The organism is Haladaptatus sp. DYSN1, assembly GCF_029489995.1.
Classification (GTDB): domain Archaea; phylum Halobacteriota; class Halobacteria; order Halobacteriales; family Halococcaceae; genus QDMS2.
In genome coordinates this window covers 2,692,495-2,718,617 of record NZ_CP120470.1, presented here as the reverse complement: position 1 = coordinate 2,718,617, position 26,123 = coordinate 2,692,495, and the positions used below count along the sequence as shown (strand labels likewise).

At 63.2% G+C, this 26,123-nt stretch carries 27 protein-coding genes; 14 read left to right on the top strand and 13 right to left on the bottom strand.

The window, feature by feature from the left end; genetic code table 11:
* The first annotated feature begins 50 nt into the window (after window positions 1-50).
* A complete protein-coding gene (locus P0648_RS14830) occupies window positions 51-1,667 on the top strand; it encodes a DUF255 domain-containing protein (protein WP_277504507.1) in 1,617 nt (538 codons plus the stop codon).
* A 59-nt stretch (window positions 1,668-1,726) separates the two neighbouring features.
* Window positions 1,727-2,530, top strand: coding sequence for a TrmB family transcriptional regulator (locus P0648_RS14825; protein WP_276246486.1), 804 nt, complete (start codon window positions 1,727-1,729; stop codon window positions 2,528-2,530).
* On the opposite strand, the gene mptA is transcribed toward P0648_RS14825, so the two are convergent.
* Window positions 2,527-3,465, bottom strand: coding sequence for a GTP cyclohydrolase MptA (gene mptA / locus P0648_RS14820; RefSeq protein WP_276246487.1), 939 nt, complete (start codon window positions 3,463-3,465; stop codon window positions 2,527-2,529). The genes P0648_RS14825 and mptA overlap by 4 nt on opposite strands.
* Window positions 3,466-3,515: 50 nt before the next feature.
* On the bottom strand, window positions 3,516-4,340 hold the full coding sequence (locus P0648_RS14815; RefSeq protein WP_276246488.1) for an NAD(+)/NADH kinase: 825 nt from the start codon (window positions 4,338-4,340) through the stop codon (window positions 3,516-3,518).
* 111 nt (window positions 4,341-4,451) lie between these two features.
* On the opposite strand from P0648_RS14815, the gene P0648_RS14810 reads away from it, so the two are divergent.
* The 3 genes from P0648_RS14810 to P0648_RS14800 all read left to right on the top strand — a co-directional run bounded on the left by P0648_RS14810 (window position 4,452) and on the right by P0648_RS14800 (window position 6,762).
* Complete coding sequence (locus P0648_RS14810; protein ID WP_276246489.1) at window positions 4,452-5,537, top strand: KaiC domain-containing protein; 1,086 nt, start codon at window positions 4,452-4,454, stop codon at window positions 5,535-5,537.
* Between the two features lie 199 nt (window positions 5,538-5,736).
* Window positions 5,737-6,171, top strand: a complete 435-nt coding sequence (locus tag P0648_RS14805; protein ID WP_277504504.1) for a hypothetical protein — start codon at window positions 5,737-5,739, stop codon at window positions 6,169-6,171.
* Window positions 6,172-6,297: 126 nt separating this feature from the next.
* Complete coding sequence (locus P0648_RS14800; RefSeq protein ID WP_276246491.1) at window positions 6,298-6,762, top strand: ester cyclase; 465 nt, start codon at window positions 6,298-6,300, stop codon at window positions 6,760-6,762.
* Between the two features lie 9 nt (window positions 6,763-6,771).
* On the opposite strand, the gene P0648_RS14795 is transcribed toward P0648_RS14800, so the two are convergent.
* Window positions 6,772-7,200: a universal stress protein gene (locus tag P0648_RS14795; RefSeq protein WP_276246492.1), complete on the bottom strand. Its 429-nt coding sequence runs from the start codon at window positions 7,198-7,200 to the stop codon at window positions 6,772-6,774.
* Window positions 7,201-7,243: 43 nt separating this feature from the next.
* A complete protein-coding gene (locus P0648_RS14790; protein WP_276246493.1) occupies window positions 7,244-9,034 on the bottom strand; it encodes an ATP-binding protein in 1,791 nt (596 codons plus the stop codon).
* Window positions 9,035-9,113: 79 nt separating this feature from the next.
* Here P0648_RS14790 and P0648_RS14785 point away from each other — a divergent pair, with 79 nt between their 5' ends.
* Window positions 9,114-9,455 carry a hypothetical protein gene (locus tag P0648_RS14785; RefSeq protein WP_277504502.1) on the top strand — a complete coding sequence of 114 codons (342 nt, stop codon included), beginning with the start codon at window positions 9,114-9,116 and terminating at the stop codon, window positions 9,453-9,455.
* On the opposite strand, the gene P0648_RS14780 is transcribed toward P0648_RS14785, so the two are convergent.
* On the bottom strand, window positions 9,449-10,687 hold the full coding sequence (locus tag P0648_RS14780) for a DNA double-strand break repair nuclease NurA (protein WP_276246495.1): 1,239 nt from the start codon (window positions 10,685-10,687) through the stop codon (window positions 9,449-9,451). The two genes, P0648_RS14785 and P0648_RS14780, sit on opposite strands and share 7 nt — an antisense overlap.
* Before the next feature lie 43 nt (window positions 10,688-10,730).
* The gene (locus tag P0648_RS14775; RefSeq protein WP_277504501.1) at window positions 10,731-11,645 is read right to left on the bottom strand and encodes a sodium:calcium antiporter; all 915 of its coding nucleotides are present in this window, start codon (window positions 11,643-11,645) and stop codon (window positions 10,731-10,733) included.
* A gap of 95 nt (window positions 11,646-11,740) precedes the next feature.
* On the opposite strand from P0648_RS14775, the gene gpmI reads away from it, so the two are divergent.
* Entirely contained in the window at window positions 11,741-13,255 is a 1,515-nt protein-coding gene (gene gpmI, locus P0648_RS14770) for a 2,3-bisphosphoglycerate-independent phosphoglycerate mutase (RefSeq protein WP_276246497.1), read from the top strand.
* Here the strand turns inward: gpmI and P0648_RS14765 are convergent, their stop codons facing one another.
* The 3 genes from P0648_RS14765 to P0648_RS14755 form a co-directional block, all read right to left on the bottom strand.
* Window positions 13,256-14,464, bottom strand: coding sequence for a hypothetical protein (locus P0648_RS14765; protein ID WP_276246498.1), 1,209 nt, complete (start codon window positions 14,462-14,464; stop codon window positions 13,256-13,258). It abuts the gene before it with no gap.
* A 79-nt stretch (window positions 14,465-14,543) separates the two neighbouring features.
* Window positions 14,544-16,073, bottom strand: a complete 1,530-nt coding sequence (locus P0648_RS14760; protein WP_277504499.1) for an amidohydrolase — start codon at window positions 16,071-16,073, stop codon at window positions 14,544-14,546.
* Between the two features lie 37 nt (window positions 16,074-16,110).
* Window positions 16,111-16,617: a GNAT family N-acetyltransferase gene (locus P0648_RS14755; protein WP_276246500.1), complete on the bottom strand. Its 507-nt coding sequence runs from the start codon at window positions 16,615-16,617 to the stop codon at window positions 16,111-16,113.
* A gap of 80 nt (window positions 16,618-16,697) precedes the next feature.
* Here P0648_RS14755 and hmgA point away from each other — a divergent pair, with 80 nt between their 5' ends.
* Window positions 16,698-17,909, top strand: coding sequence for a hydroxymethylglutaryl-CoA reductase (NADPH) (hmgA, locus tag P0648_RS14750; protein ID WP_276246501.1), 1,212 nt, complete (start codon window positions 16,698-16,700; stop codon window positions 17,907-17,909).
* 112 nt (window positions 17,910-18,021) lie between these two features.
* Window positions 18,022-18,150, top strand: coding sequence for a hypothetical protein (locus P0648_RS14745; RefSeq protein WP_276246502.1), 129 nt, complete (start codon window positions 18,022-18,024; stop codon window positions 18,148-18,150).
* Here P0648_RS14745 and P0648_RS14740 read toward each other — a convergent pair.
* The gene (locus P0648_RS14740; protein ID WP_276246503.1) at window positions 18,145-18,666 is read right to left on the bottom strand and encodes a DUF5817 domain-containing protein; all 522 of its coding nucleotides are present in this window, start codon (window positions 18,664-18,666) and stop codon (window positions 18,145-18,147) included. The two genes, P0648_RS14745 and P0648_RS14740, sit on opposite strands and share 6 nt — an antisense overlap.
* Before the next feature lie 78 nt (window positions 18,667-18,744).
* Between P0648_RS14740 and P0648_RS14735 the strand changes: the two genes are divergently transcribed.
* Window positions 18,745-19,086: a cupin domain-containing protein gene (locus tag P0648_RS14735; protein ID WP_276246504.1), complete on the top strand. Its 342-nt coding sequence runs from the start codon at window positions 18,745-18,747 to the stop codon at window positions 19,084-19,086.
* A 158-nt stretch (window positions 19,087-19,244) separates the two neighbouring features.
* On the opposite strand, the gene icd is transcribed toward P0648_RS14735, so the two are convergent.
* Window positions 19,245-20,498 carry an isocitrate dehydrogenase (NADP(+)) gene (gene icd / locus P0648_RS14730; RefSeq protein WP_276246505.1) on the bottom strand — a complete coding sequence of 418 codons (1,254 nt, stop codon included), beginning with the start codon at window positions 20,496-20,498 and terminating at the stop codon, window positions 19,245-19,247.
* Between the two features lie 180 nt (window positions 20,499-20,678).
* Between icd and P0648_RS14725 the strand changes: the two genes are divergently transcribed.
* A complete protein-coding gene (locus tag P0648_RS14725; protein ID WP_277504496.1) occupies window positions 20,679-21,572 on the top strand; it encodes an isoaspartyl peptidase/L-asparaginase in 894 nt (297 codons plus the stop codon).
* A gap of 284 nt (window positions 21,573-21,856) precedes the next feature.
* On the top strand, window positions 21,857-22,747 hold the full coding sequence (gene map / locus P0648_RS14720) for a type II methionyl aminopeptidase (RefSeq protein ID WP_276246507.1): 891 nt from the start codon (window positions 21,857-21,859) through the stop codon (window positions 22,745-22,747).
* A 57-nt stretch (window positions 22,748-22,804) separates the two neighbouring features.
* On the opposite strand, the gene P0648_RS14715 is transcribed toward map, so the two are convergent.
* Complete coding sequence (locus tag P0648_RS14715) at window positions 22,805-23,005, bottom strand: hypothetical protein (protein WP_276246508.1); 201 nt, start codon at window positions 23,003-23,005, stop codon at window positions 22,805-22,807.
* A 280-nt stretch (window positions 23,006-23,285) separates the two neighbouring features.
* Between P0648_RS14715 and P0648_RS14710 the strand changes: the two genes are divergently transcribed.
* Window positions 23,286-23,828 carry an HIT domain-containing protein gene (locus tag P0648_RS14710; RefSeq protein WP_277504493.1) on the top strand — a complete coding sequence of 181 codons (543 nt, stop codon included), beginning with the start codon at window positions 23,286-23,288 and terminating at the stop codon, window positions 23,826-23,828.
* Between the two features lie 54 nt (window positions 23,829-23,882).
* Window positions 23,883-24,812 (top strand): cation diffusion facilitator family transporter, encoded by a 930-nt coding sequence (locus P0648_RS14705; RefSeq protein WP_276246510.1) that lies wholly within the window; start codon window positions 23,883-23,885, stop codon window positions 24,810-24,812.
* Between the two features lie 12 nt (window positions 24,813-24,824).
* Here P0648_RS14705 and P0648_RS14700 read toward each other — a convergent pair whose 3' ends face one another.
* Window positions 24,825-26,078: a tRNA (N(6)-L-threonylcarbamoyladenosine(37)-C(2))-methylthiotransferase gene (locus tag P0648_RS14700; protein ID WP_277504492.1), complete on the bottom strand. Its 1,254-nt coding sequence runs from the start codon at window positions 26,076-26,078 to the stop codon at window positions 24,825-24,827.
* Between the last annotated feature and the right edge of the window lie 45 nt (window positions 26,079-26,123).

Here is a 26,123-nt window from a genome sequence, read left to right as displayed (position 1 = left end):
AATACTTGCGGATGGGAACCCATTTCCCCGACCCTTCCCAAGCCCCGCGCATGGACGACCCTGCAGTCGAGACGCTGGTCGAGTGGCGCGAGTGGGGCCCGGACGCCTTCGCCGAGGCCGACGACGCGAAAAAACCCCTCTTGCTCGCGCTCTCGGCCACGTGGTGTGACTGGTGTCACGAGATGGACGCCGCGACGTACGCAGAACCCCGCATCGCCGCCCACCTGAACGACGGCTTCGTGCCGATGCGCGTTGACGTTGACCGCCAGCCGCGCATCCGCGACCGGTACAACATGGGTGGCTTCCCTTCGACCGTGTTCCTCACTCCGGAGGGGAAGCTCATCTCGGGGGCGGGCTTTCTCGACCAGGACGGGATGCGACAAGTGCTCGACAGCGTGCGCCGGACGTGGGACGGGAAGGGCAATTCAGCCGGGCGCGTTCCGCGTGCGCTCCAGGGCGCGGACACGCCTCACGCGCCGCTCTCGCCGAACGTCGAGGGTGAACTGTTCGCCCAGCTCGCGGGCGAATTCGACGAAGAACACGGCGGCTGGGGCGAGAGCCCGAAGTTCCCACTGGCCCGCACCATCGAATTCGCGCTCAAGCGCGAGCAACAACAGGCCATCCGGACGCTCGACGCGATTCAGGCCCACCTCTACGACGACTTCGACGGCGGCTTCTTCCGGTTCGCGGAGAACGCAAACTGGAGCGACCCCCACCGCGAGAAGGTCCTCGACGTGAACGCCGCGCTCGTGCGCACCTTCGCGACGGCCTACCGATACACGGGTCACGAGGAGTACAAGGAGACGGCCGAAAAATCGGCTGAGTATCTCGTGACCACGCTCTGGAATGGCGACGCCTTCGCCGGCAGCCAGCGCCCGAGCGACGAGTACTACACTCTCCCCATCGAGGAGCGAACCGCCGACAAACAGCCACAGGTGGACGAGACGGCGTTCGCAGATTGGAACGGCCTCGCAATCGACGCCCTGCTCACGCTCTACGCGGCGACGGGCAACGAACAGGCAAAGGCCTTCGCAGAGCGCGCCCTCGACTTCCTCACCGAGTCACTCGTCGACGAGGACGGCGCTGTCACGCACTTCGACGACGACACGAGCGAAGTCGGCCTGCTCGCAGACCAGGCTCGGGTGCTCGACGCGCTCACGACCGCGATGCAGGTGCTCGGCGAGTACGAGGACCTCGCCCGCGCCGTCGCCGACTACACTATCGAACACCGCCGCGATGGGACCTCCTTCCTCGACGGTCCCACAGACGGTCTCGGCCTGCTCTCCGCGCCACTGCGCCCGCTCGACGCGAACGCGGAGTTCGCAGACGCTCTGCTCGACCTCGCGATTCTCACCGGCGATGAGTCGTACAGAACCGTCGCCCGGGAGGCGGTCGAAGCGTTCGCCGGGGCCGCAGACCGCATGAGCGTGCAGGTCGCGGGCTACGCGACGACTGCCGCACGCCTCACCGACCAACCGCTCACCGTCGATGTTGGCGCGGTCGGGTCGCCGCTCCACCGTGCCGCCCTCCAGTTACCCGACCACGAAAAGGTGGTCATTCCGAACGCGGACGTCGAATCGGGAACCGCAACCGTCACACTCGACGGAACGTTCACGACGGTCGAAACCCCGGACGAGTTGCTGGCTGCCGTCGCCACGGATGAATAAAACGAACCGGAGTAAACTGCCCCTTCGTTTATAATCCCTCCCGATAAATCGGTGTGTATATGGCGAGTCTTAGAGATCTGGGGCTGTCTGAGTACGAAGCGCGGGCGTACCGGGCGCTGTTGCAGACCGGCCCAACCACCGCGAAGGAACTCTCCCGGGCGAGTGACGTGCCGATGGGTCGCATCTACGATATTCTCAACAGCATCGAGACGTACAATCTCGTGCGCTCACAGAGCGCGAGCCGGCCGAAGAAGTACGTCGCCGTCGAACCCTCGACCGCCCTCGACCGCCTGCTGGAGGACAAGAAACGCGAACTCGAACAGAAAAAAGACCAGTACGAGGGCATCGTCGACGACCTCGTCGGCGAACTCGACGCCGCAGAACCGGTCGAACAGACCTTCTGGACGGCCGCTGTCGGCCCCGAAAAGACCCTCGACCTGCTGCTCGAACGACTCGCGGCCGCAGACGAGTCGATTATCATCGTCGCCTCCACGCTCAGCCAGCAGTTCGACATCGGCGAAGTCGGCACGCTCGTCGTCGAACAATTGCAGAAAGCCCTCGACCGCGGCGCGACGGTGAAGGTGCTGATGCGCCCAGAACTCGTGGACCTGCTGCCCGAATCGGTCGGCGAGCACTACGCGGCGTCCCTCTCTGCGCACCCTGATTTCGAAGTCCGGACGAGCGCCGACGTGAGCGGGACGTTCAACATCATCGACGGCACGGAAGTCGTCATCGAGGTTCCCCACCCCTTAGACCAGGAAGAAATTTTCGCGATGATAGACCTGAAAGACCGGGAGTTCGCGACGGGTATCACAGAAGAGTTCGCCCCACGGTGGAAGCAAGCAGAAAACCTCTCGTTTTAGAATTCGCCGTTCCCGTTGATTTCTGCCCGCAGCGTCCCCATCTCAGCGACGCGTTCTGCATGGGCGTTGTGCTGGTGGATGGATTCGTCGTTCGACTGCTTCATCGTGACCACCGTTCCGTCGGGGAGTTGGTCGAACTGTTTTACGACACCCTCCGCCATCGCGCGGACGCAGTCCTCTACGAACTTCGCATCGGCGTGGGCCTCGTAGGTCATGTGGTCTTCGTCCGGGCGTTTTGCGAGGTTGTAGATGCGGGCACTCATCGAATCGCGAGCGATTTCCACGATGTCCATCAGGTCTACCTTCGGCGCGTCACGACACTTGACCGTCAGGGTAGCGTGGCCGCGCTGTGAGTGGCCCGGCTGGGGGACTTCAGAGAGGAACGCTTCGATGGTATCGTCGTCGACGGCGAGTTGTCGCAGCGTCTCTCGCGCTCTCGATTCTGACATCCCCTGCGAGCACGGACACACCGTCATGCCGACGACGTGTGCGCCGATCTCCTCGAAGGTTTCCTCCTCGGTGGCTTCTGCAGAGGCGATGATGTCGATGACGCTCTGGGTTTCTAAGTTGCTCGCCGGCGTGTGGTCACGGATGACGAGTTCCGCCTCCATATGAACTTCAGCACGGGTCGTGTACTCGTGTTTCTGGAGGAGGCGCTCTGCGGCGTCGCCACAGACGTCTTCGACGCGATAGGCCGGTTCGCTCACCGCCTGTTCTAACACCTCGTCGATGACCTCCATGTTTCTCGACATGTCTGCACCCTTTCGCCAACTGGGAAGGTCGACGAAAACTGAGAAATCCGCCATCAGTACGATCGGGCGCTTGTTAGGACGGGCGAGTTTGACGAGTTTTTCGACGCCAGTGACACCGACGCGGTTCAGCCCGACGGTGACGTCAGGACTGGTTGCCTGCACGTCAGGCAGTTGATGGGCCATTGGACGCCTAGAGAACCTGCGCGTGATTATGGGTTACGGAAGGCGACACATTAGTCGAGTTTTCCGAGCGCTTTGAAGAAATCGAGCGGCGGGCCGGCCACGTGCATCGGCGTGTCCGCGACGGTCACGCTGATTGTTGCCGGTGGCGTGACGTATTCTTTCGTCCGCCCGTCGCTGATAACCACCGCCGTATCCGCGCCGTCGACGCGGATGTCGATTTCGCTCGCGAGGTCCGTCACGAGCGGGGGCATCGGCTCTGTCGCGCACATCTCTGTCACGACCAGCCCCGACACTGACGGGTGGACGAGTGGGCCGCCCTCGCTCAGGTTGTAGGCGGTCGAACCGGTCGGCGTTGAGACGAGCACGCCGTCCGCGTGCCCGCCGGTGTACAGCGACCCGTCGATTCTGACCTCCACGTCGAGTCCCTGTCCGTGGCCGCGCTGTTCGCCCTGCACGACGACTTCGTTGAGCGCGGGTGGCAGTTCCCAGCCGTCTCCTCGCGCCTGGAGTCGCGGAATCGATCGCGTTCGAATCTCGCCGGTTTCGCGGAACGGTTCGACCTCGTTCAACACGGCATCGACTGCTTCCTCGGGCGACACCGCGTTCAGAAAGCCCACCTCGCCGAGATTCACGCCCACGACCGGCGTGTCTTCTGCACCTCGGGCGGCGAACAGGAACGTCCCGTCGCCGCCGATGCTCACGACGAGGTCACAGTCGCGCATCGCGGGGATGTCGTGACCCTCGATGTCGAGGGCGGCGGCCATCTCGTGGTCCACCCAGACCGTTACGCCGATGTCGAGGAGGCTCTCGCGAATCTCGTCGGTGAGCGACGCCGCCCGCGGATTGCCTCGCTGTCCGACGATACCGACTCTCATATGTGGCGATTCGTCTGGCGGTGTAAAAACCTGCCCACGTTCGGGCAACATTAATCAGGCATGGGCGCAAGGTTCTGATATGTCAACGCGGCCAGTCCGGAGGCGAAGTTCGTGAGCGACGACGAACAGCCGACTGACGCGGCAGACGACTGGTTCGAACGCGGCCTCACAGACGACGAGAAAGAATCAGCAGACAAAGGAGTCACCGCCGACGAAGATTCATCAGCCGAGGACGACGACGCGGAATCGGTCTTTTCGAGCAGTAGTCCCACCGGTTTCGGCAGCGACGGTGAACCCGACGATTCGGCATCCGGCTTCGGCTTTGGCGACGAGGAGCCAGCCGGCTTCGACGACTTCGGCTTCGACGAGGGGGAGGACTTTGGCATGGGAAGTGACCTGTTCGATGACGACTTCGCGAGCGCGTTCGCCAGCGCGCCCGGTCCCGACGGTTCCGGCGGCTTCGGCGGGACTGACTTCGAGGACGAGGCCTTCGAGTCGAACATCCCGCGCATCGACATCGGCATCCTCGGGTTGGACGACATGATTCAGGGAGGCGTTCCCGAGAGTTCGCTGATGGTCACCATCGGGAGTGCCGGGACGGGGAAGACCACCTTCGGCCTCCAGTTTCTCCACCACGGCCTCGAAAACGGTGAGAAAGCCATCTACATCACGTTAGAGGAGAGTCGGAGGCAGGTCATCAACACCGCCGTCGAGAAGGGCTACGACTTCGACACCTACATCGAGGAGGGCAGCCTCGCCGTCGTCGATTTAGACCCCGTCGAGATGGCAAACAGCCTCGACAACATCCGCTCTGAACTCCCGAAACTCATCTCTGAGTTCGGTGCCTCACGATTCGTCCTCGACTCCGTCTCCCTCCTCGAGATGATGTACGACCAGCAGGCAAAGCGCCGCACGGAGATTTTCAACTTCACGCGGGCGCTCAAGCAGGCCGGCATCACCACCATGCTCACGAGCGAGGCCAGCGACGACAACCCCTACGCCTCCCGCCACGGCATCGTCGAGTACCTCACCGACGCCGTGTTCATCCTCCAGTACGTCCGCCCCTCCGACTTCCGAGAAACCCGCCTCGCCGTCGAAATCCAGAAGATACGCAACGCGAACCACTCCCGCGAGACCAAACCGTATGAGATTACGGGGAGTGGCATTAGTGTGTATCAGCAGGCGAATATCTTCTGAACGCATCTTTTTGCTGCGAGGGGTCGCTACGCGACCCCCGTTTGCAAAAACTTGCATGAAAAAGGCCGAGAGCGACACCGTCGCTCTCGGGTGCCCTACTTGCGGGCTACCGCAACCGCACCGCAACTGAACACAACCGTTGGAAAGGAATCCGGAGCAGCGCGAGACTTTTTATAGCAATGCGCGAGCAACGTGTGGTATGAAGCGCGGTCGCCTCACGAGCGTGGCTACTCGAAAACCGATGCAGATAGCCGTCGTCGCGGGTCTCGCCCACGCTGTGGTGGTCCTCTGGGGGCGGTTGGCACTCGGCATCTACACGCCTGTGTTCGACCTCTTCTTCCCATGGGCTTTTATCGGTCTCACGCTCGTGGGAGGGGTGGTTACATACTCAATCCTCGAAATGCGACTCTACTCGCCGGCCATAGGAGTAGGTGTACTTCTGGGTTGGGCGGTCCTCAGCCAGTGGTACTACCTGCGTGGGTTAGACGGCGCAGTCTGGGCAACTGCTCCGCAACCACTCTACTTCTACATCACACTCTGGCCACTCCCACTGCTCGTGTGTTTCCTCCTTGCGAGACTGGAACGAATAGGCCGAGACCGATTGCGTATGCGCCGCGACTCAACTGTGGACTGACTACCCAATCGAGACAGCCCCCGAGACGCTCTTTCCGACCTGAATTACGAATATCGTCTTGGCCGTCGAATCTAGTGGTACGTCTCCGGCAGGGGATTCGTCGCCGAGAGACGAACGAGGGAAAACATGGCAGTTTCAACAGCGGCACAGAACAAGGAACTCGTAGAGCGCACGCTCGACGAATGCTGGAACAAGGGCGACTTCGACGCACTTTCGGACCTCTGCCACGACGATATCCGCGTCCTCGACGACGACGGAAACACGGTGGCGCACGGCCCACAGGAGTTCCAGAAACACGTCGAAGCGTGGCGGACGGCCTTCCCGGACTTCAAGGTCGAAACGAAAGAACTCGTCGCCGAAGACGACACGGTCGTCGTGCGCTTCATGGAAGAAGGCACGTTCAAAGACAAACTCACGCGCGGCGAACTGATGGGGATGGAACCGACCGGCAAGCACTATCGCTCGTCGGGCGTCGCGTTCCACCGTATCAAGGACGGCAAACTCGCCGAGTTCTGGGTCATCGACGACAGCCTCAACTACGCACAACAACTGGGCGTCCTGCCCGACGACCTCTCTTCGGTCGGAAGCTGACCACCTTTTTTAGCGAACGATGGTTACCGGAAGTGGCGACCGCCTGACGACAGATTCAGCAACGCTCCCGAGCAGAATCCGCGACACGCCGGTACGACCGTGACTTCCCATCACGATTTGGTCGAACTCGTTGTCCACAGCGAAATCGACGATTTCGTGTGCGGGCCGTCCCACGACCGTCTCCGTATCTACGCCGCGGTCGTACTCTGCGGCCACGTCGTCGGCTTCGAGGAAGATGTCTTCTGCGATGCCTTCGGCGCGTTTGTACCACTCCTCTGCGTAGCCCGGCAGCGACGCCTGTGGACTGAACCCGGTGTCGATTGGGTTGATGACGTAGAGGACCGTGATGTCCGAACTCGGAAACTCCTTCAACCCAAAGCGGAGCGCGTGGGCGGCTTGTTCAGAGCCATCCATCGGAACCAGCAGACGCTTTCCCATAGTGGCTGATACGGTACCACACCTCAAAAACACTCCTCAGAAATCAGGCCCCGCGACCGTGACGCGTGAGACAGGTCGAGAGGCCGATGAGTTCGACTGGTTCAGAGTTGTCCGGCGAGTAGACGACCATCTGCCCTTTCTCCATGTACGGCACCTTCTTCTCCAGATTCGCGGGGATGTTCACGCTCTTGATGGCGTCCTCGTCACCCAGGTTCAGCACGATCTTCGTGTTCACTTGCTTGAACACGGGTTCGGCGATGTCCTGTGGGTCCTGCGTGATGAGGAAGAGGCCGAGGCGCTCTTTGCGCCCCTGTTTTGCCGCCTCGGTGAACTTGCCGATGACCTTCCGGGCCTGGGCGCTCTCCGCGTCGGCGAGGAAGTTGTGGGCCTCGTCCATCCCGACGACGAGCGGCGTCTCCTTGATGCGGTCGTACTGAGCGTCGTTCGAGAGCTTCTGGTCGATGAGTAGACTGGCCACCGCGAGGACGACGACCTCCGTCGCCCGACTGTTGTTGACGTGATAGGTCGGGACCACCGTCAGGCCGCCGGGGCGGACGAGGCGGTGAATCTGCTCCGTAATCGGTTCTGCGTCCTGGTCGAACACGCTGTCGAAGGCGGGAGAACGCACCCGTCGGTGGACCGCGTCGAACGTGGCCTCGTGGACCCGCCCGCTCTCGTCTAACTGCTCGCGGAGCGCCGTGTCGTCGAGAAAGTCGAGAAAGCCACGATACGTGTGCTCGCCCGCCGTGCGGAAGTAGCGGTCGAGCAGGAAGTCGAGTGCGTTGTACTGGTTGTCGTTGAGGCTGCCGCCGGCCACCAGCCAGCGGTTGCGCCGGACGAGCGAGAACGGGATGGTGAATTCGACTTGCTCTGCGCGGTGGTGGTCTGCGGCGTAGGTGGACCCCTCGACTTTCGGGACGAATGCGATGGTGTCGTCGTGGCCGCCGTGGGCGACGTTCTCGCGCTCACATCGCCGGGCGAACTCCTGCGTCAGTTTTGGGTTGTCGTCGTGCATCTGGGCGTACTCGTCCTGTGGGTCGAACTGGACGACGGCCATGCGACGCTCCTGTGAACTCCCCGCCTCGACGGGGTAGGTACGCTCCTCGCTCAGATACTGGCGCAACACGTTCTTCGCGCTGTGGGTCTTCCCGGACCCGGTCCCTCCGGCGATGAGCGTGTGGCGGAACACGAGCGGGTCGCCCGCCTCGTAGTCGTCTTTGACCCGGTAGTCGATGGTCGGGGGCTGGGCGCTGGTACGTACCTTCTCGCCGCCGACCGAGAGGTGGCCGAGGAAGACGCCTTCTTCGGGGATTTTGAGGCCGGTCTTGATTTCCGTCTGGTCGGTTGCCTCGCCGACGACAGTCTCGGGTTTCGGCACGCGGTCTGCCATCCGGCGTTTCAATTCGCCGTCGTCCTCGTAGAGGATGGCGATGGGTTCGAGCGTCGCCATGAACTTGTAGTCGTGTTCGTCGATGCCAGAAGAGCGCATCGCGCGGCGGGCGTGAATCTCCGTCGCGTCGTCTGTGTGGTACTCCTGGGCGTATTCGAGCGTCGTAATTCGACAGAAGAGGCGTTCGCCGTCCGGATACGAGACGAGGAGGTACTTCCCGATGCGCACGTCAGAGCGATTTGCCGCCGTCACGTAGGCCCTCAGACACGTCTCGTCGCGTTCTTCGCCAATGGAGAGGCCAGCGGACACCGCGAGCGTCCCGATTCCCCGGTCGGGACCCACGCCGTCTACGGAAACGGCTTCGAAGTCGCGCTCTGTGGCCGATGTGGCGTCGACGTCCCCGTCGTCGGGGTCGAAGTCGTTGAAATCGCCGAGGTCAGTCATGGTCCGTACATCGAACCGGTCCCACAAACCCGTTTCCCACCGCGCCTCCCTTTTACGTCTAGAGAACCTAGCATGTTCTATGCTTCTCATTCGCGGGCACGCTGGCGGCACGACGCTGACCGGGACGCTGTACGAGCGCGGTGAGCGTCCGCCAAAATATCGTGGGGCGCCGGACGACGGCGCGCCCTACGTCTGGGTCTGTGACTCCTTCTACGAAGTCGAAAGCGGCGGACAAGTGCAGAAAATCAACGACGAGGAGCGCCGCGTCGCCTTCGAAGCCCCGACGCCCCACGGGTTCGAGACCCGCGAGGAGGCGATTCGCGCCGCCCGCGAACACCTCCGCACCCAGTTCGCCCGCGTTGGGCTCTCCTCTGGAGATGTCGAAATCGAGATTTCGAAAGTCAGACCCGAAGATCAGTAGTCGAGACCCCAGCGCACGTCGTCGTAGGTACGCTCGCGGTCCGCGTCGAAGGTTCGTTCGAGTTTCTGTTTCAGCGACTCCTTTTCCTGACGGTTGATGCGGGCGAGTTCGTCTGCCTTGTCGATGACCTTCGGCGGGCCGCGATTTCGCGCGACCTCGCAGAGCACGTGCATCGTGAGGCGCTCGCGCAAGTCTTCGTCGCGAGTGAACGCGTACGGTGCTTCGACCTTGTAGACGAGGTCCTGTCTCGGGTCGTAGACGATGAAGAACGTCACCTCGTACTGCTCGGGGTCGAGGTTTCGCTCGATGTTGAGTGCGTCGCCCGACGCCGAAAACATCCCGTCGGACCCACCCCGCGAGACGAACCAGTTGGTGAACGTGAGGCAGTCGGTGAGCCGCTCGCCGTCCTCGCGGCGTTCGAGCACTTTCGAGAAGAACGCGGCGTCGTTGACCCACGGAGCCTCTGCCTTCCCCCGGACGGCGTTGGTGATGGCCTTCGTCGAGGAGTTTTTCACGAACCCGATGAGGGGAACCTCGCGATTTGCGAACCGTTCGACGAGTTCGACGTAGTTCGCGACCACGTCGCGGGGTCGTTTGTCCTCGATGAGGAGGTCTCTGAGTTCGGGGTCGCGGTTCTCCCAGTTCAGCAGGCCTTTCGGGTAGATGGGGCCGTCTAAGACGAGCAAGTCAGAGACGACGTCAGATTGCGTCAGGGCGTGTTTGCTCTCTGCGAGGTAGAGGGCGAGTGCGTGAACGACCGCTCCCTCGTAGCGATTGACCCGAGGAACTTGGAACAGGCGGGCGCGACTGTACCCCTCGTCGAACATCGACCACTCCTCGTCGAACCGTCCCGCGGCGTCGTTCGTGTGGACCGTGGCGACCATCGTCCGGGCGCGGTGGAGGTCTAAGTCCGAGGGAACCGCACTCATCGCCGCCTGGGCGACGTCGATGACGAGGCCGTTTTTGAACGTCGTCGGGTTGATGGTTCCCGAGTCGATGCCGTGGCAGGACTCGAACTCGTCGTCACAGAGGGCGACCTGGGCGACGTCGATGCGCTTTCTGGCCACCTCGTCGAGCGGTTCCAAGACTTTCGTGGTGCCGTCCCAGAGGGGGTCTAAGAACTCGTTCCAGACGGTTTCTGCGAACGCCCGGTGGTCGCTCGCGTCCACGTCCTGCTCGATCCGGCGGGCCAGGTCGGCGATGCCGTCGAAGTGAACCGGGTCGAGGGTCATATCCGCTTCATCTGCACCCCGGACGAAAAACACCGGGTATTCGTCACGAGAGCAGGAGGCTCGCCGGGTAGAGGAGCAGGCAGACGATGGCCTCTCGCCGCCCGAGGCCGCGCCGCCAGTACATGAGCGCGAGGACGAGTATCGAGACGACGAGCATGTAGGTGAGCGACGTCGAAATCCCCACCGAGTCCACGCGGACGGTGGCCACGAGCGCGCCGACACCGAGGGAGAACACTGGGTCGGTGATGTTACTTCCCAGCAGAGCCCCGACCGAAATCCCTCCGTCACCGCGGTAGGCGGCGATTCCGGCGACCGTAATCTCCGGGACCGTCGTTCCGAGCCCTGTGAGCAGGCCAATGAGGTACTCGGAGATGCCGACCAGTCGCGCCAGTTCGACGGCGTTCGTGACCATGACCTGTCCGCCGACAACCACGAGGACGAGACCGGCGAGAATCCAGGGCACGGTCTGGCGCGGGGTCTGCCGTTCGACCGTCTCCTCTGCAATCTCCGCCCCGCCGACGTTCGAGTAGAGGATGTAGATGAACTCGACGTACGCGAGCATCATCAACACGCCCTCAGAGAAGGTGAGTTGTCCGTCGTCGACGGCGAGTATCATGATGACCATCGCGAGAACCATTCCGCCGCCGTAGACGAGCACCTCTCGGCGGGTGGCCACGATGGGCGCAATCAGCGCGACGATGCCGATGGCGAGGGTTATCTGGGCGATCTCCGATCCGACGATGTTGCCGACGACGATGTCGCCCGCCCCGAGTCGCGCCCCCACGATGGAGGTGACCATCTCGGGGACGGACGTGCCAATGGAGATGACCGTCACGCCGATGAAAAACGGCGAAACACCATAGTAGAGCGCGAGATTGCTGGCTTCGGCCACCGCCCGCGACGCCCCGTAGACGAGCATCGCGAGGCCGGCGAGAAAGAGGAGAATCTCGATTAGCATCGCTGGCGCCCCACCATGGAGACGTGTACGTCAGGAGACGCGTTATCCCTTCGCCGACCAGAGGGCTATTTAGGTTGGCCCGAAATTCCACGCACATGAACGGGGCGCTCATCATCTTAGACGGCTGGGGAATCGGCGACCACGACCGCCTCGACGCCGTGCGAGGCGCGGACACGCCGAACTTCGACCGACTCAAAGCGACTGGAGCCTACGGCGAACTGACGGTCTCGGGCCGCCGCGTTGGCCTCCCAGACGGTCAGATGGGGAACAGCGAGGTCGGCCACTTGAACATCGGGGCCGGGCGGGTCGTCATGCAGGAGTTTACGAGAATCGAGGACGCCATCGTGGACGGGTCGTTCGCGACGAATGACGCCATCCAGGCCGCGTTCGACCGTGCTGAGGAATCCGGGGGGCGCGTCCACCTCATGGGCCTCGTCTCCGACGGCGGGGTCCACTCCGCGCAGTCGCACCTCCACGCGCTCATCGACATCGCCGCAGCCCGCGGCGTCGAAGCGGTCACCCACGCCTTCACCGACGGCCGGGACACCGCACCGAAGGGTGGCCGCCAGTTCCTTGCCGACCTCGAAACCCACGTCGAACAGGCCGGAACCGGGCACGTCGCCACCGTCACGGGCCGGTACTACGCGATGGACCGCGACCAGAACTGGGAGCGCACCCGCCGGGCCTACGATGCCATCGTCAACCGGGACGCCCCGCACACCGCTGCCTCCGCCGTCCAGGCCGTCGAAGCCTCCTACGAGCGGGGGGACACAGACGAATTTGTCGAACCAACGCTCGTAGAGGGCGGAGCCGCCCTCGAAGCGGGCGATTCGGTCATCTTCTTCAACTTCCGCTCTGACCGGGGCCGGCAACTGACTCGAATGCTCGCGGCCATCCGCCCCGAGTGGGAGTTCGAGACGCACCCACCGGAGACGTATCTCGTCACGATGACGGAGTACGACAAGACCTTCGACGTACCCGTCGCCTTCCCGCCGAACCAGCCAGAAGACACGCTCGGCGAGGTGCTCGCGGCGGCGGGCCTCACCCAATTGCGCATCGCCGAATCTGAAAAATACGCCCACGTCACCTACTTCTTGAACGGCGGGCGTGAGGTCGAATTCGACGGCGAGATTCGGAAAATCATCCAGAGTCCGGACGTGCCGACCTACGACTTGCAGCCGGAGATGAGCGCGAGGGAAGTGACCGACACGGCCATCTCCGTCATCGAGTCCGACGACCCCGACGTGCTCGTGTTGAACTACGCAAACCCGGACATGGTGGGGCATACTGGCGACTACGAGGCGGCGGTCGCAGCGGTCGAAGCCGTAGACGCACAACTCGGTCGCCTCGTCGCCGCCATCCAGCAGGCGGGCGGCCACGTCCTCATCACCGCAGACCACGGCAATGCAGACGACATGGGGACGCCAGACGACCCCGACACGGCGCACACCCTGAACCCAGTGCCGCTCATCTATCTCTCGCCAAATAACACCGACGGTGGCCGTCACGTCGTCGCAGATGGTACGCTCGCGAACGTTGCACCGACCCTGCTCTCGCTCATCGGCGTGGAGAAACCGGCGGCCATGACTGGCGCGTCGTTGCTCGAATAATCACTCGAAGTAGCGTTTCACTCTGGACGCCGTCTCCTGATTTTCCACCATGTGGAGGTCTTCTATCGTCACGTCTCCCGGGTGAGTCCCGAGCAAGTCCTCGATGATGGACGCAAACTGCGCGTCCACCTCCTCGCCCATCCCCTTTGCTTTGGCGCGAACCCAGGCCTCTGACACCCCGTCGAGCAGCACGTCGCGGGGGTTCGGTTCGCCGAGTTCGCCCCGGCCATCGACCCGGTCGATGAGGTCCGCGATGTTCAACACGACGGTGTTGGTCACTTCGGGGTCGTTCGCGTCGATGGCGCTGTCGAGCAACGAGAGCAGTGCCTCCCAGCAGTGGGGTTCGAGGCGGTCGGCGTCCGCGGCAACGCCACAGAAGTAGGCGAGCGACCGAACGCCCTCGACCGCCGGCCGTCTGAGCGAGGCTTTGAGCGCGTTGGTGGTGAGTTCGACCTCCGCGTCCACGATGGCGTGGAGCACGTCGTCCGCGCCGGATTCGACGGCCTGCACCGCGATGCGATTCCAGTAGTCGAACAGCTTGTGGATGCTTCCGGCGGCGGCCACCTGCTCTGCGTCGGCAACGTCGCCGTACTGGGCGAGAATCTGTGCGGTGGCCGACTTGAGGGCGGCGACCGCCTGTAAGGCACCGTAGTGGTCGCGGTTGTCGAGGGAGGTCTGGGCAATCTGGAAGATCTCGAGCGCGGGATTGCGAGCACCGCGTCCCTCCTCACGTCGCCGCGTGGCGAAGGTGCGGTAGCGGTCGAACGAGACGCGGTCGACGAGGTCAGTGAGCACCGGCTCGGGGTCGAGAAAGGAGAGCAACCGCCCCTCCAGTTTGAGCAGGCTGAGAAAGCTGTAGCCAGCGGTTCCGACGCCCGCCGCGACGGCGCTCGCTCGCAGCGCCGGTCCCGAGAGGTGTGGAACCATCCCGAACAGGGCGAGCGCGACGAGAATCGAGGTCCCAAAGCGAACCAGCAGCCGACTGAACACGCGGTCGCGATAGAGGTCTGCAAGCAGCGGCGCACCCCGACTCGACGTTATCTGGACGGACAGCAACGAGACGGAGATGACGATGGCCAGAAACGACGCCTGCATGAGCGCGAGCAGTTCGAACAACCGACTTGTGGCGAGCGTCGGGTAGGCAACCGAGAGCAGGCCCATCCCGACCGCGACCACCCCCGAGACGGCCATTCGATGAATCCGGTCCATACGTTGCGTGGGTCGTGTCCCTGTATAAAACTCCGCCCGCGCGGAACCGAACCAACAGCCAACGCGGTGTCGAATCGCGTTACCGGTCGTCGTACACGACCTCGCCGTCCACAATCGTCATCGTCACGTCGATGTCCTCGATGGCCTCCGGGAACTCCCACGGCGACTCGTCGAGGACGACGAGGTCTGCGCACTTTCCGTTCTCCACGGTTCCCAGTCGGTCCTCGTCGAACCCGGCGTAGGCCGACCCGATGGTGTAGGCGCGGAGGGCCTCGGTAACTGAGAGTCGCTGTGCAGGGTCGGGCGCGTTTACCGCCTGATGGACGCCGAACAGGGGATTCAGCGGCATACAGTCAGAGCCGAAGGCGAAGGGCACGCCAGCCTCGAGGAGGTCTGCGTAGCGGTTCGTCTGTCGGCGTCGTTCCTCGCCGAGTCGCGAGTCGTAGAGGCCGCCCTCGTGGGCCCAGCGCAGGAAGTTCGGCTGGACCGAGGCGACGACGCCGAGGTCGGCGAATCGGTCGATGTGTTCGTCGCTGAGCAGTTCTGCGTGTTCGACGCGGTGGCGTGCACCCCCTGGGTCTTCGGTGAGTTCCTCGTACGCGTTCAGAACGGCCGAAATCGCGTCGTCACCGATGGCGTGGGCGCAAAACTGGAACCCGGCCCGGTTCGCGAGTTTCACGTTCGTCCCGAGTTCCTCTGGTTCGACGACCCACTGGCCGGTCGAATCGCCGTCTGCGTAGGATTCGGAGAGTTTCGCCGTCCGCCCGCCGAAACTGCCGTCGGTGTAGGATTTGATGGCTCCTGTCCGCACCAGGTCTGAACCGTGGTTCGTCCGGAGGCCGGTTTCGATGGCGGCGTCCAGATGGTCAGTCCAGTAGTTGAGTCGGACGCGAAGCGTGAGTTCGTCGGCCAATTCGAGGTCGCGGAACACGCCGGGGGCGGTCGAGTTGCGAACCATGTCGTGGACGCCCGTCACCCCGAGGGCGTTCGCGTGGTGCTGGGCTGCCGTGAGCAGGTCGTGCATCTCCGCCGCGTCGGGTTCCGTCGCCTCGAAAATCACGTCGAGGGCGGATTCGACGACGACGCCGGTCGGTTCACCATCTTCTGCGAGCACGTCTTCGTCTGGCATCGCAGAGAGGAACTGGTCGAGCGCGACGGAGTTGAGCGAGGCGACGTGTAAATCCTCGCGGAAGGCGGCGACGGGGCGGTCGGTGCTGACCTCGTCTAGGTCCTCGCGGGTGAGGTAGCGCGATTCGTCCCACTCGCTTTCGTCGTAACCGTAGCCGAGAATCCACCCTGCATCGCGGGCGGATTCAGAGAGCAGGTCGATGCAGTCTGCGGGACCGTCTGCCTCAGCCAGGTCGGCGTGGACGAGTCGTCGCCCGACCATGTTCAGATGGGTGTGGGCGTCGATAAAGCCAGGGAGGACGACCCGGCCGTCCAGGTCGACGACTTCCGTTTCCGTCCCCGTGAGAAAGTCGAGTTCGTAGGCCCGGTCGACGCGAACGATGCGTCCGTCGCGAATGGCCACCCCGTCTGCCGTTTCGTCGGGGTCCGTGAGCGTGTGTACTGCTCCGTTCGTGAGAATGAGGTCGGCGGCCGCTGTCATACCCAATCCTCAGTGGCCGGGGCGATAAAAAGTCGGGCTAGGCGAGTGCTTTCGCGTAGACGACCACGCTCGGGGTCGCCCCCGTGAACAGGTCCGCCTCTTTGGTGCTCACGCGTTCGAACCCGCGCGCCTCGTAGAACTGCCTCCCTACGTCGTTCTCCTCGAACACTTCGAGGCGCAGCTTCGTCATGCCGCGGTCGGTGAGCGTCGATTCGATGCGGGAGAGCAATTTCGTCCCGACGCCGTCGCCCCAGTGGTCGGGGTGGACGTAAATCGCGTAGAGTTCGCCCTCGCCCATCTCGTCGCTCGGCCCACCAGAGGCAAAGCCGACTACTTCGTCTCCCTCAGCGACGTAGTAGGCCGTCTCCTCGTTCGAAATGTAGCCTTCGAGTTTCTCCGCGTCGTACCACGCCGCGAGCATGGCGTCGACCTCGTCTTGCCCGACGATGTCCACGTACGCGGCCTCGTAGGCCGCGCGGCCAATCCGCTGGATGGCGGGTACGTCTGCCGATTTCACGGGTCGAATCGTCACGTCGGAGGACATAGGCTGTGTGACACGAGCCGACACCAAAAGCCTACGGGAGAAGCGCAATCGTTACGCACTCGGCCCGATATGCAGGAGACATGACCGAGCCCGGAGACCTCGTCGCCCGCGTCCGTGACGGGGAGATTCGACTCCACGAACTCGAACAGCACGCCGACGCGGACACCGCGGCCGCCGCCCGCCGCCAGTACGTAGAAGACGAGACTGGGGCTTCGCTCGCCGCGGTCGGCGACTACGGCTTCGACGCCGAGGACGCGAAATCCGCCATCGAGAACATGGTCGGAGCGATTCAGATTCCTCTCGGCGTCGCCGGCCCCGTCCCCATCCACGGCGGCGCGGCAGACGGCACGTTCTACCTCCCATTAGCCACCACCGAAGGCGCGCTGCTCGCGAGCGTCAATCGCGGGCTTTCTGCCATCCGGACAGCGGGCGGTTCGACCGCTCGCGTCATCAAGTCGAAGATGACCCGCGCCCCCGTGTTTCGCGTCCAGGATGTGGCCGAATCTGTCGAAGTCGTCGAGTGGGTGCGGGCGAACGAAGGGAAACTGAAGGCCGCGGCTGAGGAGACGACGAGCCACGGCGAACTCGTAGACGTCACGCCGTACGTCGTCGGGGACAACGTCTTCCTGCGCTTTGGCTACGACACGAAGGACGCGATGGGGATGAACATGGCCACCATCGCCACTGAGGCTGCCTGCGTCCTCGTCGAAGAAGAGACGCCCGCCTCGCTGGTCGCGCTCTCTGGCAACATGTGTACGGACAAGAAACCGGCCGCCATCAACGCCATCGAGGGGCGGGGGCGAACCGTCGTCGCGGACGTGCGCATCCCCCGCGAACTGGTCGAAGAGCGATTCAAGACCACGCCCGAGGCCATCGCAGAGGTCAACACCCGCAAAAACCTCGTCGGGAGCGCGAAAGCCGGCAGCCTCGGCTTCAACGCTCACGCTGCGAACACGGTGGCCGCGATGTTCCTCGCGACGGGCCAGGACGCAGCACAGGTGGTCGAAGGCTCGAACGCCATCGTCACCGCAGAGGCCCGCGAGGACGAACTGTACGCGAGCATCAGCCTCGCCAGCCTCGAAGTCGGCACCGTCGGCGGCGGGACGAAACTCCCGACGCAGGCGGAGGGCCTCGACATTCTCGGTCTCCGCGGCGGGGGCGACCCACCAGGCGCGAACGCCGACGCACTGGCGGAAGTAATCGCGACTGGTGCCCTCGCTGGCGAACTCTCGCTTCTGTCTGCTCTGGCCTCGAGACACCTGTCTTCGGCACATGCCGAGTTGGGTCGCTGACCAGTTTCACTTTCACTCCGCTTACGGCTCCTGTTTATTGTACCTCTCTCGAAATTGAAAAAATAGCGCCCGTCGGCGAGCACCGGCGGGCGTTCCCACTCGAGGTACAACCATGTCCGACCACACCTGTTCCGACCAGCCGGCGGCATCGCGCGCCTACCGCTTACTGCGTCTCGTGAAGATTCTACTCACGATTATCGCCACCATCGTCACCATCTGGCAGACGATAGGACAGCTATAGCACTCGATAGACGCCCCGACTCTCGCTCACGTCGCCCGCCTGAACGAGTCGCGAAAGCGCCGTCTCGACGTAGCCCCGTGAGACGCCTCGCTGCTCGGCGAATTCGACGACGTCCGCCTCTGTCGGCGCGTCGAGTTCCGCGAGCGCCGCGAGCACGATGTCCTTTTTGCTCATCGACTCACGGGTCGCCGTCGCCTGTTCGCCCGCTTCCGTAATCGCCGTCGCGTCGAGGCCGGAGCCTTCGAGGTACTCCTCGTCAGAGACCATCGCCTCGTCCGTGTACGTCTCCATCTCGGCGAAGGTGTCCACGTTGGCGAAGGCCTCTGCCTCTCCCTGTCGATTCGCGAGCATCTGCGCGCGGTGCTGGCGGGCTTCGTTCGGGTCGTCGGTGGTGATGAACTTCTTCAACTTCTTGTACTGCAGGCGCTTGCCACAGCTCGGACAGTTCGTCGTCTTCGGGCGTCCCTCGACGACTTTCAGCGCGCCACAGTTGCTACAGCCGACGACCGCATACATACGCTTCACCACTCGCCCAGGGCAATTGAATCCACCGCCCGGGCCACGCTTTTGCCCGTCGGAATCGTCTCTCAGCCTATGGAGTCCGTGTCACTCTCCGACAGCGAAATCGTCGAAGCCGTCGATGGCGTCCACCTCGCACAGATGGCTGCAGGCGAGAAGATGAGCATCCAGCACTTCCACATCGAACCCGGCGCGTCCGTCCCGGAACACAGCCACCCCCACGAACAGACGGGCTACGTCACGAAGGGCACGCTCACCTTCCTCGTCGGCGGCGAGGAACGCTCGATTTCAGCCGGCGAGTCCTACGTGATTCCCGGTGACGAACCCCACGGCGCGGAGAATCGCGGCGACGTGCCGGTGGACGGCGTGGATATTTTCAGCCCGCCGCGGCTGGACGTGCCGTGGCTGGAGGGGTGAGATACCGCGAAGCGACTGTTCACTCCTATTCCTTGCCGTCGACTGTCGCCCTCGACTTCGACGCAGCCAGAGCACTGAATCGGACGTACCGTCCCGTACGTCGAAACCGAGGGCTCGCTACGCGTGAAAAATAGAGAGAAAATCGAAGGTCTATCGGCTTACGCCAGGTTCTCTATCTCTTCGACGATGACGTCGGCGAACTCGCTGGTCGCGAGTTTCTTGCCACCTTCGATCTGGCGGTGCAGGTCGTAGGTGACGCGGCCCGTAGAGACGGCCTCTTCGACGGCGTCGCGGACGAGCTGTGCGGCGTCCTTCCAGCCCATGTAGTCGAGCATCAGGCGACCGGAGAGGATGAGCGCGGTCGGGTTGACCTTGTCCATGCCGGCGTACTTTGGTGCGGAGCCGTGGACTGGCTCTGCGAGACAGAGTTTGTCACCGAAGTTCGCACCGGGGGCGATGCCGAGACCGCCAATCTGTGCGCCGGCGGAGTCGGACATGTAGTCGCCGTTCAGGTTCATCGTCGCGACGACGTCGTACTCGTCGGTCCGGGTCAGAATTTGCTGGAGCATGTTGTCTGCGATGCGGTCCTTCACGACGATTTTGTCCGCTGGGCGCTCGCCGTCGTACTCTTCCCAGAGTTCGTCCTCGGTGATGGTGACGTCGCCGAACTCCTCTGCTGCGAGTTCGTAGCCCCAGTCACGGAAGGCACCCTCGGTGAACTTCATGATGTTGCCCTTGTGGACGAGGGTGACCGAGTCGCGGTCGTTCTCGATGGCGTACTCGATTGCTTCGCGGACGAGGCGCTTGGTCCCGAATTCGGTGATTGGCTTGATGCCAATGCCGACGGGGCCGTCGTGGATAATGCCCTCTTTGCCCATCTCGTTCTCGACGAAGTCCTTTACCTGCTGGACCTCGTCGGTGCCCGCTTCCCACTCGATGCCCGCGTAGACGTCCTCCGTGTTCTCACGGAAGGTGACCATGTCCATCTTCTCTGGGTGCTTGACCGGCGACGGAACGCCCTCGATGTAGTAGGTCGGGCGCACGTTCGCGTAGAGGTCGAGCTTCTTGCGGAGCGCGACGTTCAGCGAGCGGAAGCCAGCGCCGACGGGCGTCGTGAGTGGGCCCTTGATGGCGACACGGAATTCCTTGATTGCCTCGACGGTGTCGTCAGGAAGGTTTTCGTCGTACTTCTCGCGAGCACTCTCGCCTGCGTAGACCCGCATCCAGTTGATTTCGCGCCCGGTTGCGTTCGCGGCTGCCTGCAGCACCTTCTGTGCTGCTGGTCCGACGTCGGTCCCAATCCCGTCGCCGTGAATAATCGGGATGATGGGGTTGTCGGGTACCTTGAGTTTGCCGTCCTCGACGGTGATTTTCGCACCGTCTTCCGGAACGTCGACCTTCTCGTAGCTCATAACACTGTAGGCTCAGGTTACCACAGTAAAAGGCCTGCTGTTTGCGGTCCGCGGCGAAAAAGCGAGCAAGGGCGTGGTCAAATCCCCGGTGCGTTTATCAGAATTGGTGGAGCCGCGGTTCGAACCGCGCCAGTCGCCGGACCGATACCACCAAATGGCGCGCCCCACCTGAGAGAACCAATGCACGTCATCGTCCACGGCGGCGCGGGAAGCGCCCCCGACGAACCCGAACTTCGCCAGCAGGTCCTCGACGAAGCGGCAGACGCGGGCGTAGCGACCGCCGACCCCGTTTCTGCAGTCGTCGCGGCCATCAACGTCCTCGAATCGTCGTCCCGGTTCAACGCGGGCGTCGGCGGGGCAGTGCAGTCAGACGGCATCGTCCGCACCGACGCGGGCATCATGACCGACGAGTACGAGGCGGGAGCGGCCGCCGCGATGCCCGGCGTCGAACACGCCGTGGACGTGGCGCGGGTGGTCATGGCAGAGACGCCCCACGTTCTCGTTTCGGGTGTTCACGCGGTAGACCTCGCCGATGCCTTCGACATCGAGACGGACGTGGACCTCTGGACGGAGAACTCGCGGAAAAGGTGGGATACACTCGAAGCCGTCCCCGAACACACGGACCTGCGCGGGCAACTCGACTGGATAACCGACAAATTCGGAGAAGGTAGCGGTGCGGAAATCGAGCCGAACCAGTGGGACCACGACACCGTGGGCGCAGTCGCCGTCCACGAGGGCCGCGTCGCCACGGCCACCTCGACCGGAGGCCGCTGGCTCGCGCTCGCCGGTCGCGTGGGGGACGTTCCGCAAATCGGGAGTGGGTTCTACGTGACGCCCGCTGGCGGCGCGAGTGCTACCGGGGCGGGCGAAGACATCGCGAAAGTCACGCTTACCCGGCGAGCAGTTCAATTGCTCGAAGCGGGACACGAGCCACAGGAGGCGGCGAACTCGGCAATCGACGAACTCGCAGAAGCGACCGCGAGCGAAGCCGGAATCATCGTCCTCGACGCGGACGGCAACGCCGGGAGCGCGTTCAACACCGAGGCGATGCAGGTGAGCCGGGCGAGCAAATAGTCGGTTCAATTCGGAGAAATGTGCTCGACAACGGCGCTTGCTTTCAGCTGAAACTCCGCTGACTGAGACGTTCGACGAACGACGAGAACTATTTTTATTATCGACGAATTCCATACGTTCTTCAATGGCTCAGTTGACCATTGAACGAGGGGAACAGCGGACAGCGTGCCCAGACTGTGGGGGCGCGCTGCTCAACGTGCAGGGGTTGTTGACGTGCCACGACTGTTCGTGGGTCGAGGAACAGTAGTCGCAAACCCTTTGCATCATTCCGGCCAAGTGCCGGTATGAGCGACATCGACCTTTCTTCTGAGAAGTACGAGAAACACCGCGAGGCAGGCAAGATTCTGGCCCAGGTGCGAGACGAGACGGCGGACAAAGTCGACGTCGGCGTCGGCCACCTCGAAGTCGCCGAGTACGCGGAGGACCGTATCCGCGAACTGGGCGGGAAGCCGGCGTTCCCCGTCAACATCAGCATCGACGAGGAGGCCGCCCACGCGACGCCGAAAATCGACGACGAGTCGGTGTTCGGCGAGGAGATGATCAACCTCGACATCGGCGTCCACGTCGATGGCTGGCTCGCGGACACCGCGATTACTGTGGACCTGTCCGGGCACACCGAACTCAAGGAAGCTCCGGAGCAGGCGCTCGAAGCCGCGCTCGACCTCGTCGAGCCCGGGGTCTCGACGGGCGAAATCGGGGCTGAAATCGAGGACGTCATCAAGAGCTACGGGTTCAACCCCGTAGTGAACCTCACGGGTCACGGCCTCGACCACTGGGAGCAACACACCCAGCCAACCATCCCGAACCGCGCCGTCTCGACGGGCGTCGAACTACAGGTCGGTGACGTGGTCGCCATCGAACCGTTCGCAACCGATGGCAGCGGGAAGGTTCACGAAGGAAGTAAAGAACAAATTTTCTCACTCGAACACGAGCGCCCGATTCGCAACCGCCAGGCTCGCGACGCGCTCGAACAGATAACGACCGAGTTCAAGACCCTGCCCTTCGCGACGCGGTGGCTCGACACCGACCGCGCCGAGATGGCGCTGCGCCGCCTGAAGCGCAACGGCATCGTCCACGGCTATCCGGTGTTGAAGGAAGCAGACGGCTATCTCGTCAGTCAGAAGGAACACACGGTCATCGTCACGGAAGATGGGTGCGAGATTACCACTGCGTAATCTCGCCCGGATGGAGGAATGAGGGGGAAGGCCGCGATATCAGCGGGGGAGGCCGTGTTACGCGTTGTTCATCCGCAGACTCGTCTCGTGCCCGCAGTTCAGACACGTGCTCACGCGGTAGGGCTCGCGTGAGAACTTCGCGTTTTCCGGTTTGTCGCTCTCGGTGAGGAGCTTCAGCGCGACTTTGTGGGGAGTTGCGCGACCGCACGCGTCGCAATCTTCGGTCATGTCACCGGGGGTTCGGTTCTGGGTTGACATCGTAGTTCGTACTGTGCTCGGAGGGAGCATAAAAACCCCAATCTGTTGCACGTCGTTTCAGACGGTTTTTCGCCATACGGGGGTCGAATTGGGTGAACGAACGTTTCTAAGCGTTGTAGAGCGTTCACAACCCAATCTAAGCGTGTTTTGGGGGTGATTAAAGAACCTATGGTCGTAATAGTTTTATAGGGGTTGCTTGCGTGTGCAGGTGACACCCAACAACCGCCGTACGGGCGCTGTCTGCCGTAGATTTAACCGTTTTCGCGGAGCACCCTGCGATATGGACCAGCTCTTCGCTCCGTGGCGAATCGAGTGGATCAAACGCCCGGACAAAAACGAGGACGTGGATGGGTGTGTCTTCTGTGACCTCCCGACCCGGGGGAACGCCCGGGAGAATCTGGTCGTCGCGACCACCGACCACTCGTTCGTCCTGCTCAACAACTACCCCTACAATCCGGGTCACGTGATGGTCATTCCGCGAAAACACACTGGCGACTACGGCGACCTCACCGACGACGAACTACTCGACCACGCCCGACTCAAACAGCGTACCTTCGAGGCACTGGAGGTGGCGATGGGCGGGGTCCAGGGATTCAACGCCGGGCTCAACCTTGGCCCCGCCGCTGGCGGGTCAATCGGCGACCACCTCCACACCCACGTCGTCCCCCGGTGGGGTGGCGACACCAACTTCATGCCCATCGTGAGCGACACCAAGGTCATCGTCGAGGCCCTGGACGAAACCTACGACCACCTCCACGACGCCTTCGCCGAACAGGACGGAACCCGGGTCGAGCGGGAGAACGGCCCGGTCGTCATCGAGTAACACGCCACGCAAACGGCGAAGCCACTTTACGCTCCCATCGCCAAACTCGACTCCATGTCCCGCACCGCCGCCGTCCGCCGGGTTGGCCTCGTCGTTCTCGGGGTGAACCTGCTTCTCGTGGTCGCGAAAGCGGCGGTGTGGTACGTCACTGGGTCGCTCGCCGTCGGCTCTGAAGCGGTAAACAGCCTCGCGGATGCCGTCTACTCGGCGGTCGTCCTCGGTGGGCTCTATCTCACGACCCAGCCTCCTGACTTCGAACACCCCCACGGCCACGAGCGCATCGAGCCGTTCGTCTCGCTCGTCATCGCCATCGGCATCTTCGTCGCGGGGGTGCTCATCCTCGCGCGGTCGATTACGACCGTCGCCGCCGGGACCACGAGTCCCCCCGCCGGCCCAGCGGCAATCGCCGTCCTTTCGGGGGCGGCGGTCATCAAATTCGGGCTGTATCGCTACTGCATGGACGTGGGGTCGAAGTACAACTCGCCCGCGGTCACGGCGACGGCGCTCGACAACCGCAACGACATCCTCACCGCGAGCGCTGCACTCGCCGGGGTCATCGGGGCGTCGCTTGGGTACCCGCTGCTCGACCCGCTCGCGGCCGGGCTCGTCTCATTCGGCATCCTCTACACGGGCGTCGAAATCGTCCGTGACAACGTGGCCTACCTCGTCGGCGCGGCCCCGCCTGAGGAGTTACGCATCGAAATCCTCCGGCGCGCGCTCGCCCACCCGCAGGTGTCGGGGGCCCACGACGTCGTCGCCCACTACGTCGGGCCGGAAATCGACGTGAGTCTCCACATCGAGGTCGAAGGTGACCTGACGCTGATGGAGGCACACGACATCGAGACGGCTGTCGTCAATTCGATTCGCGACATCGCACAGGTGGACGACGTGTTCGTCCACATCGACCCGAAGGAACTCGGCGAGTGGAAAGAAGACGACGAGACGAACCGCTTGCTCAGGCGCTTCGACGGCGGAAAATCCTGAATTAATCGGTGCTTACAGCGGCTTCCCGAAGGCGTAGACGGTCTGGTGACCCGTGACTTCGACGTCCACGAAGTCGCCGGGTTCGATGCCGTGTTCGGTGGCGTTCTGGACGATGATTTGCCGGTACGCCGGGTCGCGACACTTCACGGAATCGCCTGTCCCCTCTTCGACGACGAGACAGTCGCGCTGGACCGTGCCGACCATCGCCTCGTAGGCCTCGCCGACGATTTCGTGTTTCGCGGTAGACATCTCCTTCGAGCGTTCCTTCTTCAGGGTTCCACCAAGGCCCTTTAGCTTCGCAGCGTCCGTGCCGGGGCGCTTCGAGAAGCGGGTGATGTTCACCTTCTCGGGGCGCGTCTCGCGCAGGAGCGCCATGCTCATCTGGTGGTCTGCGTCCGTCTCCGTCGGGAACCCGACGATGAAGTCGGTCGAGAGGGTCCAGTAGTCGAGATACTCGTCGAACGTCTTGACGACTTCGACGTACTCTTCGACCTGGTGCTGGCGGCGCATGTCGCCGAGCACGTCGTTCGACCCACTCTGGACGGGGGCGTGGAGGAAGTTGTAGAGCTTGTCGTGCTTTTCGAACACCTCGGCGAGTTCTTCCTGAATGCCGTGGACGCCCTTCGGGTTCGCCATCCCGACACGGACGCGGAAGTCGCCCTCAATCTGGCAGATTTCGTCGAGCAGCGTGTGCAGTTGGCGTTCGCCCTTGTCCCAGCCGTAGACACCTGTGTCCTGGCCGGTGATTCGAATCTCCTTCGCCCCTGCGTGGACGAGCGCGCGGGCCTTGCGGACGTTCTCTTCGACGGAGGGAGAGTCGATTTTGCCCGTCGCGAACTTCGTGATACAGTACGAGCAGTTGCTCATGCAGCCACGGGCGATAGGCAGGATGCCGATGACGCCATCGAGAATCGGTTTCGAGTCGGGCGTCGGCGTCGGACACTCGCCGTTCAAGACGGCCGTTGGAACCTCGTCCCAGTGGAGAATCTGTGCGTCGATGCCGGCGTTTTGGAACTCTTCGCCCTGTGCGAGCGCCATACAGCCCGTGACGATGAGGTCTGCGGTCGTAGACTGGAGTTCCTCCGCCCGCCGAATCATGTTGCGTTCGGTCTTCTCGACGACCGTACAGGTGTTGAGAATCGCGACGTCGGCGTCCTCGGGGCCGTCTGCGCGATAGTGTCCCCCGTCGCGGAGCGCCTGCTCGATGAGGCGGCTCTCGCCCTGATTGGAGGTACACCCGTACGTCTCGATGTGATAGCGGGCCATTCGCTTGCGGACGCTAACGCCCGGGCAGGCAAAAGCGCGACGGAT

What these genes read in the sequence shown, in the direction of transcription:
- P0648_RS14795 (WP_276246492.1), bottom strand. Translation starts at nt 7,200, where the DNA reads ATGGGAAAGCGTCTGCTGGTTCCGATGGATGGCTCTGAACAAGCCGCC.
- P0648_RS14740 (WP_276246503.1), bottom strand. Translation starts at nt 18,666, where the DNA reads ATGTATGCGGTCGTCGGCTGTAGCAACTGTGGCGCGCTGAAAGTCGTC.
- P0648_RS14715 (WP_276246508.1), bottom strand. Translation starts at nt 23,005, where the DNA reads ATGTCAACCCAGAACCGAACCCCCGGTGACATGACCGAAGATTGCGAC.
- P0648_RS14735 (WP_276246504.1), top strand. Translation starts at nt 18,745, where the DNA reads ATGGAGTCCGTGTCACTCTCCGACAGCGAAATCGTCGAAGCCGTCGAT.
- P0648_RS14830 (WP_277504507.1), top strand. Translation starts at nt 51, where the DNA reads ATGGACGACCCTGCAGTCGAGACGCTGGTCGAGTGGCGCGAGTGGGGC.
- P0648_RS14755 (WP_276246500.1), bottom strand. Translation starts at nt 16,617, where the DNA reads ATGTCCTCCGACGTGACGATTCGACCCGTGAAATCGGCAGACGTACCC.
- P0648_RS14790 (WP_276246493.1), bottom strand. Translation starts at nt 9,034, where the DNA reads ATGACTGACCTCGGCGATTTCAACGACTTCGACCCCGACGACGGGGAC.
- P0648_RS14800 (WP_276246491.1), top strand. Translation starts at nt 6,298, where the DNA reads ATGGCAGTTTCAACAGCGGCACAGAACAAGGAACTCGTAGAGCGCACG.
- mptA (WP_276246487.1), bottom strand. Translation starts at nt 3,465, where the DNA reads ATGGCCCATCAACTGCCTGACGTGCAGGCAACCAGTCCTGACGTCACC.
- P0648_RS14700 (WP_277504492.1), bottom strand. Translation starts at nt 26,078, where the DNA reads ATGGCCCGCTATCACATCGAGACGTACGGGTGTACCTCCAATCAGGGC.
- P0648_RS14825 (WP_276246486.1), top strand. Translation starts at nt 1,727, where the DNA reads ATGGCGAGTCTTAGAGATCTGGGGCTGTCTGAGTACGAAGCGCGGGCG.
- P0648_RS14710 (WP_277504493.1), top strand. Translation starts at nt 23,286, where the DNA reads ATGGACCAGCTCTTCGCTCCGTGGCGAATCGAGTGGATCAAACGCCCG.
- P0648_RS14775 (WP_277504501.1), bottom strand. Translation starts at nt 11,645, where the DNA reads ATGCTAATCGAGATTCTCCTCTTTCTCGCCGGCCTCGCGATGCTCGTC.
- P0648_RS14760 (WP_277504499.1), bottom strand. Translation starts at nt 16,073, where the DNA reads ATGACAGCGGCCGCCGACCTCATTCTCACGAACGGAGCAGTACACACG.
- hmgA (WP_276246501.1), top strand. Translation starts at nt 16,698, where the DNA reads ATGACCGAGCCCGGAGACCTCGTCGCCCGCGTCCGTGACGGGGAGATT.
- P0648_RS14815 (WP_276246488.1), bottom strand. Translation starts at nt 4,340, where the DNA reads ATGAGAGTCGGTATCGTCGGACAGCGAGGCAATCCGCGGGCGGCGTCG.
- map (WP_276246507.1), top strand. Translation starts at nt 21,857, where the DNA reads ATGAGCGACATCGACCTTTCTTCTGAGAAGTACGAGAAACACCGCGAG.
- P0648_RS14705 (WP_276246510.1), top strand. Translation starts at nt 23,883, where the DNA reads ATGTCCCGCACCGCCGCCGTCCGCCGGGTTGGCCTCGTCGTTCTCGGG.
- P0648_RS14805 (WP_277504504.1), top strand. Translation starts at nt 5,737, where the DNA reads ATGAAGCGCGGTCGCCTCACGAGCGTGGCTACTCGAAAACCGATGCAG.
- P0648_RS14745 (WP_276246502.1), top strand. Translation starts at nt 18,022, where the DNA reads ATGTCCGACCACACCTGTTCCGACCAGCCGGCGGCATCGCGCGCCTAC.
- P0648_RS14725 (WP_277504496.1), top strand. Translation starts at nt 20,679, where the DNA reads ATGCACGTCATCGTCCACGGCGGCGCGGGAAGCGCCCCCGACGAACCC.
- P0648_RS14780 (WP_276246495.1), bottom strand. Translation starts at nt 10,687, where the DNA reads ATGACCCTCGACCCGGTTCACTTCGACGGCATCGCCGACCTGGCCCGC.
- P0648_RS14785 (WP_277504502.1), top strand. Translation starts at nt 9,114, where the DNA reads ATGCTTCTCATTCGCGGGCACGCTGGCGGCACGACGCTGACCGGGACG.
- P0648_RS14765 (WP_276246498.1), bottom strand. Translation starts at nt 14,464, where the DNA reads ATGGACCGGATTCATCGAATGGCCGTCTCGGGGGTGGTCGCGGTCGGG.
- icd (WP_276246505.1), bottom strand. Translation starts at nt 20,498, where the DNA reads ATGAGCTACGAGAAGGTCGACGTTCCGGAAGACGGTGCGAAAATCACC.
- gpmI (WP_276246497.1), top strand. Translation starts at nt 11,741, where the DNA reads ATGAACGGGGCGCTCATCATCTTAGACGGCTGGGGAATCGGCGACCAC.